We start from the raw sequence: 428 nt of genomic DNA, 5'->3' as shown, positions 1-428 counted from the left end.
AAGGCGATGTTAATCGCCCTGATCGTCATCTGTTTAACCGTCATAGTGACGGCACTGGTAACGAGGAAAGACCTCTGTGAGGTACGAATCCGAACCGGCCAGACGGAGGTCGCTGTCTTCGTAGACTACGAATCCAGGAAGTAAGAGTGACCGGGTGGGGAGCTGATCCCATCCCCGCCCACCTCTGATGTGTCAGGCATCCTCAACGCACCCGCACTTAACCCGCCCATCGCTGTGATCTCTCAGCGTTTCGGCGGGTTTTTTGTTGTTTATTTCCGGTGAATTTGATTCGCGCACCTTCGCAGATAGAATCGACTCACTTAAGTAGCGCGCAGGGAGAAGAGGGATGGACCCTGAAGTGGCACACTGAATTTGGCCACCTGAACAGAGGTGATATGCTCACCTCAGAACAACACAGGTGCTCCAAT

At 53.3% G+C, this 428-nt stretch carries 1 protein-coding gene; it reads left to right on the top strand.

The window, feature by feature from the left end; translation table 11 throughout:
• Nucleotides 1-144 (top strand): Hok/Gef family protein (locus ABZJ92_RS22305; protein ID WP_152026007.1); only part of this gene is annotated, 144 nt, incomplete at its 5' end.
• Between the last annotated feature and the right edge of the window lie 284 nt (nt 145-428).

Source organism: Shigella sp. FJ200513 (genome assembly GCF_040495915.1).
GTDB lineage: Bacteria > Pseudomonadota > Gammaproteobacteria > Enterobacterales > Enterobacteriaceae > ECMA0423.
The sequence above is the reverse complement of the archived record's forward strand: the minus strand, read 5'-3'. Positions and strand labels throughout refer to the sequence as shown.